This is a genomic window from Pseudomonas kairouanensis, assembly GCF_004682055.1.
In the GTDB taxonomy this organism is placed as follows: Bacteria; Pseudomonadota; Gammaproteobacteria; order Pseudomonadales; family Pseudomonadaceae; genus Aquipseudomonas; species Aquipseudomonas kairouanensis.
Genome location: NZ_QUZU01000004.1, coordinates 211,552 through 220,976 on the forward strand (window position 1 = coordinate 211,552; position 9,425 = coordinate 220,976).

The following is a 9,425-nucleotide window of genomic DNA, read 5'->3' on the forward strand; positions in this document are numbered from 1 at the left end:
CACATTTGACTGTATTCCACATTTGGAACGGTTCAGCCGCGAGCACTGCGCCAGGCATTGATCAGCTGTTCAAACGTCGCCTGAACCCGCTGAATCAACGTCTCATCATCAATCTCCCCCGCCAGCCACGCACGGCTCGGTTCCTGGAAGATCGTGCGGCCCACCGCAAAGCCACGGCAGGTGGTGCTCTGGCTGGCCTGCTGGAAGCCATCGGCCAAAAACTCCGCCGAGGCATTCAGGCCCAGCAGTACCACACCACGGCAATACGGGTCGCGCTCCTGGATCAGTTCGTCGAGTTTTTTCCAATCCTCGGCCGACTGCGCCTCGATCTTCCACCACGCCGGGTAAATGCCCAGGTTGTACAGGCGCTTGAGGCTGCGATACAGCACGTCCGGGTAAGTGGACGGGTGATCCTTGGGCGGGATGACTTCCAGCAGCAGTTCATGGCCGCTGACCAGGGAGGCCTCGTATACCGCCTTGAGCTGGGCTTCCTGTTCCAGGCGCAGCAATGGCTCGTCGTCTGGGTGGAATTGCACCAGGCACTTGATGATTTGCTCGTGGGGCCAGGCGATCAGGTTGCTGCCAATCGAGCGGCCATGTTCGAACGCCAACGGCCGCGAGTTCTGCACTTCCACCGGGCGGGCGATCCACCAGCCGCGACCGCTGGCGGCGTTGAGCGCGTCCTGGCCGAAGCGTTGGTCGGCCAGCAGGCCCACATCGGCGGCAACGCCTTGCTCGGCAAGTTTTTTCTCCACGCGTTCGATGGCCTGGATAAACAGTTGCTTGGCCGCGCTGATGCGCGTGGTGTCCTGGCCGCCGCGTTGCGCCAGGTCTACCAATTGCCAGCGATGGTCGAAGGCAAAGATGAACAGTTGCTTCCACTGCTTGCGCGGCACCGACACGCGGTGCAGGCGTTGCAGGGTCACGTCCTGGTCTGGCCTTGTGATCGGCACCGGGCTGTTGAACAGGTATTCCAGTTCAGCCGGGGTCGGCATGGCCGGGGCACAGGCGTGGCGGGAGACCACCAGGCCACCGCAGGCGTTGGCCAACTGGCTGCAGCGTTCATCGCTGGCATCGTTGATCCAGCCGCTGAGGAAGCCCGACATAAAGGCATCGCCGGCCCCCAGTACGTTGAGCACTTCAACCCGTACGCCAGGGTAGATCGCACCGTCTTCCAGGCGCGCCGGAATGGCGCCATGGATCACCGTGCAGCCTTGCGGGCCGAGCTTGACCACCAGGGTCGCTGGCGTCAGTTCACGCACGGTGCGCAGGGCGGTGAGCAAATCTTCGCTGCCACCGGCGATCAAGAACTCTTCCTCGGTGCCGACGATCAAGTCAAAACGCGGGAGGATCTTTTGCACATGGGCGCTCACGTTCTGGTCGGCCACAAACCGGGTTTCGCCATCAGCTTTACCCGCCAAGCCCCACAGCACCGGGCGATAGTCGATGTCCAGCACCCGTTTCACATTGTGCTTGGCCGCGTAGTCCAGGGCCTGGATGCTGGCCTTGTACACGCTGTCGGTGGAGAAGTGAGTGCCGGTGATCAGCAAGGCTTTGCTGGAGGCGATAAAGGCTTCGTTGATGTCTTCGGCGCGCAGGGCCATGTCGGCGCAGTTTTCGCGGTAGAACACCAGAGGGAAGGTTTCGCGGTCCTTGAGCCCCAGCAACACCAGGGCGGTGAGGCGCTCCGGGTCGACCTTGATGCCGCTGACATCGCAGCCTTCGCGGGCCAGGGATTCCACCAGGAAGCGACCCATATGGTCGTCTCCTACCCGGCTCAGCATCGCCGACTTGAGCCCAAGCCGTGCAGTGCCGAACGCGATATTGGCGGAGGAACCGCCGAGGTATTTGGCAAAACTGGACACGTCCTCAAGCCGCGCACCGACTTGCTGCGCATAGAGGTCGACGCCCAGGCGCCCGAGGCAAATCAGATCCAATTGACGCCCACTGGCAAAACGAGTCTGGCCCATGCTGGCTCCTGTTATTTTTATCAGCCTGCGCTGTACCGTCGTGGGGACGGCAAACGCTCTTGGTGGGTGCAGACTAGAACGTCCGGCGGCGGCAATCAATATTTATTCCATAATTATTTTTAGTGGAATATTTTTTCCAATACGTCAGCATAGGGGCACACCAGCCGCCGTGCATCGTTTCAGCAGGCCACGCGGGCCGTGATGCCGGGGTATTTTTTTGCGCCTACCCTGTAGACTTGCGCCACCCATCAGCGCAACAGACGAACAAGACAGAAGGATTGCCCATGTCCGAGACCCCTTCACAAGACGCTCTCGCCAGCCCGCCGATCAATGCCGAGCGCCTGTTGCAGCTGATCACCGACGAATACGAAAGCCTGCCCCGCCAGCTCAAGCGCATCGCCAGCTACATGAGCCAACAGAGCGACCGCATCATGGTCGACCGCATCAGCGACATCGCCCGCGAATGCGAAGTGCACCCCTCGGCCATCGTGCGGTTCTCCCAGCGTTTCGGCTTCAGCGGGTTCAGTGAGATGCAGGCGCTGTTTCGCGAGGCCTATACCCACAAGACCACCCCGGTCCAGAACTACCAGCAGCGCATCCGCAGCATGATCGCCAACAAGTCGCAAAAAGCCAGTGGCGGCGACCTGGCGCGTGAGTGTGTGAATGCCACGTTGTCGGGCATCGAGCGCCTGGGGTTGGAACTGGACGACGTGGCCTTCGACAAGGCCGTGGACCTGGTGGTCAATGCCGACAATATCTACGTGGTCGGTGTGCGCCGCTCCTTTGCAGTGGCGGACTACCTGGTCTACAACCTGCAGCACACCAACAAGCGCATCCACCTGATCTCAGGCCTGGGCGGCAGCTACCGCGAGCAGATGCGCAGCGTGCGTGCCAACGACCTGGTGATCGCCATCAGCTTCACGCCCTACGGTAAAGAGACCCAGCACTGCCTGCGCATTGCCCAGCACCATCAGGCCAAGACGCTGATCATCACCGACAGCAACCTGTCGCCCCTGGCCAAGCGGGCCAATGCGGTGCTGTTGGTGAATGAGGGCTCATCGTTTGCGTTTCGCTCGTTGAGCGCCACCTTGTGCCTGTGCCAGGCGTTGTTTATTGCGGTGGCGTATCGCTTGGAATTGAAGGTGGATGAGATTCATGAGCAGGTTGGGTTTGATGACTGATCGTTGCAGCGACACAGATCAAATGTGGGAGGGGGCTTGCTTCCGATAGCGGTGTGTCAGGCAATGAGTTGTTATCTGATCCTCCGCTATCGGGAGCAAGCCCCCTCCCACATTTTGAACAGCGCACGACCATGAAATCGAATTTGTGCCAGGGTCAGTGCGGTGTAGCCGATGATGACCGCTGGCGGTAACGCCACCTTATGGCAGAACTTACCCAACGCTTGCAGCGTCAGCCCAACAGCGGCAGCGCGCTCGCAAAACCCGGTCTCATCGGTCCCCGCCGGCAACCACAACACAAAGTGCAACCCCGCCTGCTGGCCACTGACGGTACAACCCGGCAAGCACGCAAGTAGCTCATCGCGCCGCGCCTGATACGCCTGGCGTGAAGCGCGCAAATGCCGCACAAAGGCGCCGCTGCCCAACAACTCCACCAATCCCAACTGGTCCGTAGCCCCCACCGAATGCCCGGTGAGTTGCAACGTGCGCAGCAACGAGCGGCGCAACGCCTTGGGCACCACCATGAAGCCTACGCGCAACCCAGGGAACAGGTTCTTGTTGAAGCTGCCGCAGTAGATCACCCGGTCGGCGTTATCCAGGGATTTAAGCGCGGCCAGGGGCGCGGTGTTGTAGTTGTATTCGCTGTCGTAGTCATCCTCCACCACCCAGGCATCGGCGCGGGCCGCCCAGTCCAACAGCGCCAGGCGGCGCGATACCGACAGGGTCATGCCCAGTGGCGCCTGGTGGGCCGGGGTGACGTAGGCCAGGCGTGCCGTGGCGGGGAGTTGGCCAGTGTCGAGGCCTTCGGCGGTGACAGCCATTGCGTGGATATGCGCACCGGCCAGGTTGAACAGACGGCGTGCCGGTGGATAGCCAGGGTCTTCGACACAGGCCATGTCGCCGGGCTTGATCAAGGTACGTGCGATCAGGTCGAGGGCATGGCGAATACCGGTGGTGACAATCACCTCGTCGGCCTCGCAGTGCATGCCGCGATAGCTGCGCAGGTAATCGGCGATCTGCTCGCGCAAGGCCGGCAACCCGGCGGGATGGGTGGCCTCCAGCACCCCCGGCCCCGCCGCCAGCAACCCACGGGAAATGCAGCGCGCCCAGGCTTTCAGGTCAAACAAACTGGCATCCGGGCGGCGCGCCACAAAGGGGACATGGCTTTGTACACCCACTGCGGGCCGGTCTGGCTCCAGCGGGCGGCGCACCATGGCCGGGGCGGTCGGGGCAGCGATGAATTGCTCGGGGATCACCGCGCATACCCGCGTGCCGGAACCGGCTACCCGCTGCACATAACCCTCGCTGTGCAGGCGGTCAAACGCCGCTTCCAGGGTGCCACGGGACACCCACCAACGCTCGGCGAGGCTGCGGGTAGACGGCAAACGACTGCCCGCCGGCAACTGCCGATTGAGGATGGCTGCACGCAGGGCTTCATAGGCGCCCTGCTGTTTGTCCGCGTCCAGGTTGTCTGGGCGCGGCAGGTCCAGGGCAGATGCGGCTTTTCCTCGACTCATAAGTGGTCCAGTCCTTTATGCCCCAAGTGGCCCTGAGGATTAAACCACAAAGCCGCTAGAGTTCGAGCCCTACTCCTTGCCAAGACACTTCCCATGACCCAACGCGCCCTTTCCACCGGGTTCTGGCTGGTGCTGCTGACCGTGCTGATCGCCTTGCCGCGCATCACCCTGGACATGCACCTGCCCGCCCTGCCGTCCATGGCCGACTACTTCCAGACCAGTGACAGTCAACTGCAACTGACACTCACGCTCTACACCCTCGGCTCCGCCATTTCCCTGCTGGTCGCCGGGCCGCTCACCGACCGATTCGGCCGGCGCCCGGTGCTGTTGAGCGGGCTGCTGCTGTATGTCGCGGCGACGGTGGCCTGCGCCCTGGCGGGCAGCATCGGGATGCTGATCATCGCCCGGCTGTTCCAAGCATTAGGCGGCTGCTGCACCACGGTGATCGGCCGGGTGATCGTGCGTGATTACTTCGACCGCCACGAACAGGCACGCCTGCTGGGGTTGATCTCGATGGCCATGGCCGTGTCGCCGATGGCCGCGCCGGTGCTGGGCAGCCTGATGCTGCCGTTTATCAACTGGCGCGGGTTGTTTGTGGTACTGGGGGTGATTGGCGCGGGATTGTATTGGGTGGTGTATCGCCGCCTACCAGAAACCCGCCCGCCAGCCGTCGCCGACGCGCCGCCGAGCAACCTGCTGCGCATTTACGGCCAGTTGCTGCGGGACCGGTATTTCCTGCGCTATTCCCTGGCCATCGGCTGTGTGTACAGCACGTACTTTCCGTTCATTGCAGAGTCGTCGGCGTTGCTGCAGCGCGGCTACGGCCTGTCTGCCACGGCCTATGCACTGGTGTTTGCGGCGACCATCAGCGGGTACATGCTGGGCGCGAATCTATTTCGCAGGCTGGTGCTGCGGTTTGAGCCGGATCGGTTGATTGCAGGGGCTATCGCCTTGAATGTGCTGGGCAGCCTGATACTCGCCGCCGCAACCACCGAGTGGCCGGGGGAATGGCTGGCGATTGTATTGCCGATGGTGGTGATCATGGTATCGGTGGGGATGGTGATTCCGGCCTGCCAACTGGCAGTGTTGCAGCCTTACGGAGCGATTGCGGGGACGGCGTCGGGGTTGTTCTTTTTTACCCAGATGTTTTTGACGGCGCTGAGCAGTTGGGCGACGGGGTTGTTGTCGGATGGTACTGCGCAACCGCTGCTGATCATGACCGCAGCTGCCAGTGCATTGCTGGTGGCGACTTGGCTGACCCTACGCAATACCCAATGTGGGAGGGGGCAAGCCCCCTCCCACATTAATTACCGTGTCTAGTGCATGAACAGGGCAATCAGGATGATGATCGGGATAGGTACGCCGAGGAAGAAAAGCAGAATTGAGCGCATGATGTTCTCCTTGAATTAACGGACAAAGTGTTCGGTTTCGACATACACCACCGCATCCCGACGACGACCGCCATAGGTTGCAGCGAAGCTGGCAAAGAACGCACCGATCAACAGGGCGATGAAGGTCCACAGCGAGGTATAGGCAGCTACCTTGGCGGCAGTGTCAGCGGCCTGCTTGGCTTTAAGCTTGGCGTCTTCGAGGGCTTTGCGGGCATCGCCGTAGACCTTGTCGATACGCGCTTCGGCATCGGCCTGGCTGAGGTTGGTGCGCTGGCTGATCAACTGGGCCAGGTAGGCACGGTCCTCGGCCGCCAATTGGCCGTCGTTGCTGAGGGTGCGGGCGAAAATACGGGCCACCACGCCGTGGGCCGCGTCATCGCTGACGGCAACCGGGCGGTCGTCACGGAACAGGCTATCGACGTAGTAGCCGAAGTCATCCCCTTTTACCGCAGTACCGGCGGCTTGAGCCGCGCCAGACACCACGCTGGCGCCGGCTTTTACGCCGCCACCAACCACGCTGCTGACCGAGCCGACCACCAGGACTGCCGTGACCAGCGTCGCCACGGCCCAGGCCAGGAAGCCATGGGCGGTGTCGCGAAAATACACCTCATCACCGTGCATATGGGCCCACTTCACCCGCAACCGACCGGCAATGTAGCCGCCCAGACCCGATGCGACGATTTGGGTAAACGCCAGCCAGATGATCGTGGAAATGCCCAGGCCCTTGGCACTGATACCGCTGTCGGCCCACGGCGACACCGCCGAAAAGCCCAGGCCAAACCCCAGCAGTACCAGGATCAGCGACAGTGCAGCCGCCGCAGCGGCCCCAGCAAAAATCGCCCCCCAGGAAACCCCGGAGCGCGTGCTCGACTCTTGCAGCGTGGATGAGGATGTGATCATTGTTGTTGTGCTCCCGGCAGGAAAAATAATGTTACAAGTCTCGGGAGGGAGAGTGCAGGCGGCGTGCCAGTTGCCTGAAAATTAAATATCTAGCGTTTTCAACAAGTTAAATAACTTGAACTTCCAAGGACCATGCAACTTGCAAGAAATGACCGCCTCAGACGGGCGTTATGCAACCTTTGGTCAAACCCTCCCACATTGTCCTGTGCCAGCCGCACGGAATCGGTTGGTTTTGCCAAGATGAAGTTTAATTTAGGAAGCGTTCAGGCATTTGTTGGCAAAATGGCCCCACTTCTAGTGTGAATCGCTCACCAGGTAATCCTATGACCCGCATTTTGACCATCGAGGATGACGCCGTAACAGCCCGCGAGATCGTCGCCGAGCTGAGTAGCCATGGACTGGACGTAGACTGGGTAGACAACGGCCGCGAAGGCCTGGTCCGTGCCGTCAGTGGCGACTACGACCTGATCACCCTCGACCGCATGCTCCCGGAACTCGATGGCCTGGCCATCGTTACCACCCTGCGCACCATCGGCGTATCTACGCCGATCCTGATGATCAGCGCCCTCTCCGACGTGGATGAACGCGTACGCGGCCTGCGCGCGGGCGGCGACGATTACCTCACCAAACCCTTCGCCTCCGATGAAATGGCCGCCCGCGTGGAAGTGCTGCTGCGGCGTAAAAGCACGGTCAAGGAATTCGAAACCGCCCTGCGCGTGGCCGACCTGGAACTGAACCTGATCAGCCGCGAAGCCAGCCGTGCCGAACAACCCCTGAGCCTGTTGCCCACCGAATACAAGCTGCTGGAATTCTTGATGCGCAACACCGGGCAGATCCTGTCGCGGATGATGATCTTCGAGGAAGTCTGGGGTTATCACTTCGACCCTGGCACCAACCTGATCGACGTGCACATCGGCCGCCTGCGCAAGAAAATCGATCCACCGGGCCTCACGCCGCTGATCCGCACGGTACGAGGTTCCGGTTATGTCATTGCTGAACCCCTCTAAGGGCTGGCGCTCGTCCAGTAGCCGTTTGCTGGCGTTGTACAGTTCGTTGTTCGTGGCGTGGAGCTGCATCCTGATGGGGGTGCTCTACTACGAGGTGTCCGGGTACCTGGGCGACCTCTCGCGCCACTCCTTGATGCAGCGCCAGCACCTTTTCCAGCGCTTTGACGGCGAGGAACTGGTGGAGGCGCTGACCACCAGCATGACCTTCGACATGAAGGGCGTGGACGCCTACGGCCTGTTCGACGAGCAATTCAAGCCCCTGAGCGGACCGATTCGTGCCATTCCGCAGGATCTGCCCCTGGACGGCAAGATCCACGCCCTGGCCAACTGCGTTGACTCCGACGACCCCAAGCTGCCTAAAGACAGCTGCGACGCCGTGGCCACCCACACCGACGACGGCCGCTGGCTGGTGCTGGTGCGCGCCAACGGCTCGCTGTTCGGCGTGACCCGGATCATCTGGCACGCACTGTTGTGGGCGTTGTCGTTGACCATCATCCCCGGCGCCGCCGGCTGGCATTTGTTGCGCCGCCGTCCGTTGCGACGGATCCGCGGGATCCAGGCCAGCGCCGAAGCCATCGTCGCTGGCGACCTGACCCATCGCCTGCCGCTGTCGAACCGACGCGACGAACTGGACATGCTCGCGGCCATCGTCAACGCCATGCTCGACCGTATCGAGAAGCTGATGAACGAGGTCAAGGGCGTCTGCGACAACATCGCCCACGACTTGCGCACGCCGCTGACGCGACTGCGGGCGCAGTTGTATCGCATCCGCCAAGAGGCTGAAGCGGATTCGGGCTATGCGGAGAAACTCGATGACGCGATTGCCGAAACCGACACGCTGATGGCGCGTTTTCGCGGGCTGTTGCGCATCTCGGAACTGGAAGACCACCAGCGCCGTTCAGGTTTTTTGGTGATGGACCCGTTGCCGCTGTTGCGCGAACTGCACGACTTCTACCTGCCCCTGGCCGAGGAAGGCGAGCTGCAACTGGTACTCGAAGCACCGGAATCCTTGCCGTGGATCACCGGCGACCGGGCCCTGCTGTTCGAAGCCCTGGCCAACCTGCTGAGCAACTCGATCAAGTTCTCCCCACCGGGGGGCGTGGTGATCTTGCGTGGCGTCAACGATGCCGGTAGCACGCGCCTCGAAGTGCACGACTCCGGCCCAGGTATTCCCGCTGCTGAGCGTGATGCAGTGTTCCAGCGCTTTTATCGCGTGGATGAAAGCGACCAACAAGGCGGGTTTGGGTTGGGGTTGTCGATTGTGGCGGCGATCATCAACCTGCATGGGTTCAAGTTGGAGGTGGGTACGAGCGAGCAAGGTGGTGCACGCTTGGTGCTGGAATGTCGTCAGCAGTTGATGCCCGAGGCCTAAGTAAGAACTCGGTCAAAAATGTGGGAGCGGGCTTGCTCGCGAATGCGGTCTGTCAGCAACAGATAGGTTGACTGACCCACCGCATTCGCG

At 61.7% G+C, this 9,425-nt stretch carries 7 protein-coding genes; 4 read left to right on the forward strand and 3 right to left on the reverse strand.

The window, feature by feature from the left end; all coding sequences use genetic code 11:
* Positions 1-32 precede the first annotated feature (32 nt).
* Positions 33-1,970 (reverse strand): bifunctional 5-dehydro-2-deoxygluconokinase/5-dehydro-2-deoxyphosphogluconate aldolase, encoded by a 1,938-nt coding sequence (locus tag DYL59_RS05855; protein ID WP_135288335.1) that lies wholly within the window; start codon positions 1,968-1,970, stop codon positions 33-35.
* A gap of 284 nt (positions 1,971-2,254) precedes the next feature.
* On the opposite strand from DYL59_RS05855, the gene DYL59_RS05860 reads away from it, so the two are divergent.
* Complete coding sequence (locus tag DYL59_RS05860) at positions 2,255-3,151, forward strand: MurR/RpiR family transcriptional regulator (protein ID WP_135288336.1); 897 nt, start codon at positions 2,255-2,257, stop codon at positions 3,149-3,151.
* A gap of 86 nt (positions 3,152-3,237) precedes the next feature.
* On the opposite strand, the gene pdxR is transcribed toward DYL59_RS05860, so the two are convergent.
* Positions 3,238-4,665 (reverse strand): MocR-like pyridoxine biosynthesis transcription factor PdxR, encoded by a 1,428-nt coding sequence (gene pdxR / locus DYL59_RS05865; protein WP_135288337.1) that lies wholly within the window; start codon positions 4,663-4,665, stop codon positions 3,238-3,240.
* Positions 4,666-4,758: 93 nt separating this feature from the next.
* Between pdxR and DYL59_RS05870 the strand changes: the two genes are divergently transcribed.
* Positions 4,759-5,985 carry a multidrug effflux MFS transporter gene (locus DYL59_RS05870; protein ID WP_135288338.1) on the forward strand — a complete coding sequence of 409 codons (1,227 nt, stop codon included), beginning with the start codon at positions 4,759-4,761 and terminating at the stop codon, positions 5,983-5,985.
* An 86-nt stretch (positions 5,986-6,071) separates the two neighbouring features.
* On the opposite strand, the gene DYL59_RS05875 is transcribed toward DYL59_RS05870, so the two are convergent.
* The gene (locus DYL59_RS05875) at positions 6,072-6,956 is read right to left on the reverse strand and encodes a hypothetical protein (protein ID WP_135288339.1); all 885 of its coding nucleotides are present in this window, start codon (positions 6,954-6,956) and stop codon (positions 6,072-6,074) included.
* Positions 6,957-7,279: 323 nt separating this feature from the next.
* Here DYL59_RS05875 and DYL59_RS05880 point away from each other — a divergent pair, with 323 nt between their 5' ends.
* Positions 7,280-7,963, forward strand: coding sequence for a response regulator transcription factor (locus DYL59_RS05880; protein ID WP_003219726.1), 684 nt, complete (start codon positions 7,280-7,282; stop codon positions 7,961-7,963).
* Entirely contained in the window at positions 7,941-9,335 is a 1,395-nt protein-coding gene (locus DYL59_RS05885; protein ID WP_135288340.1) for a sensor histidine kinase, read from the forward strand. The genes DYL59_RS05880 and DYL59_RS05885 overlap by 23 nt, the downstream gene beginning before the upstream one ends.
* Positions 9,336-9,425 lie beyond the last annotated feature (90 nt).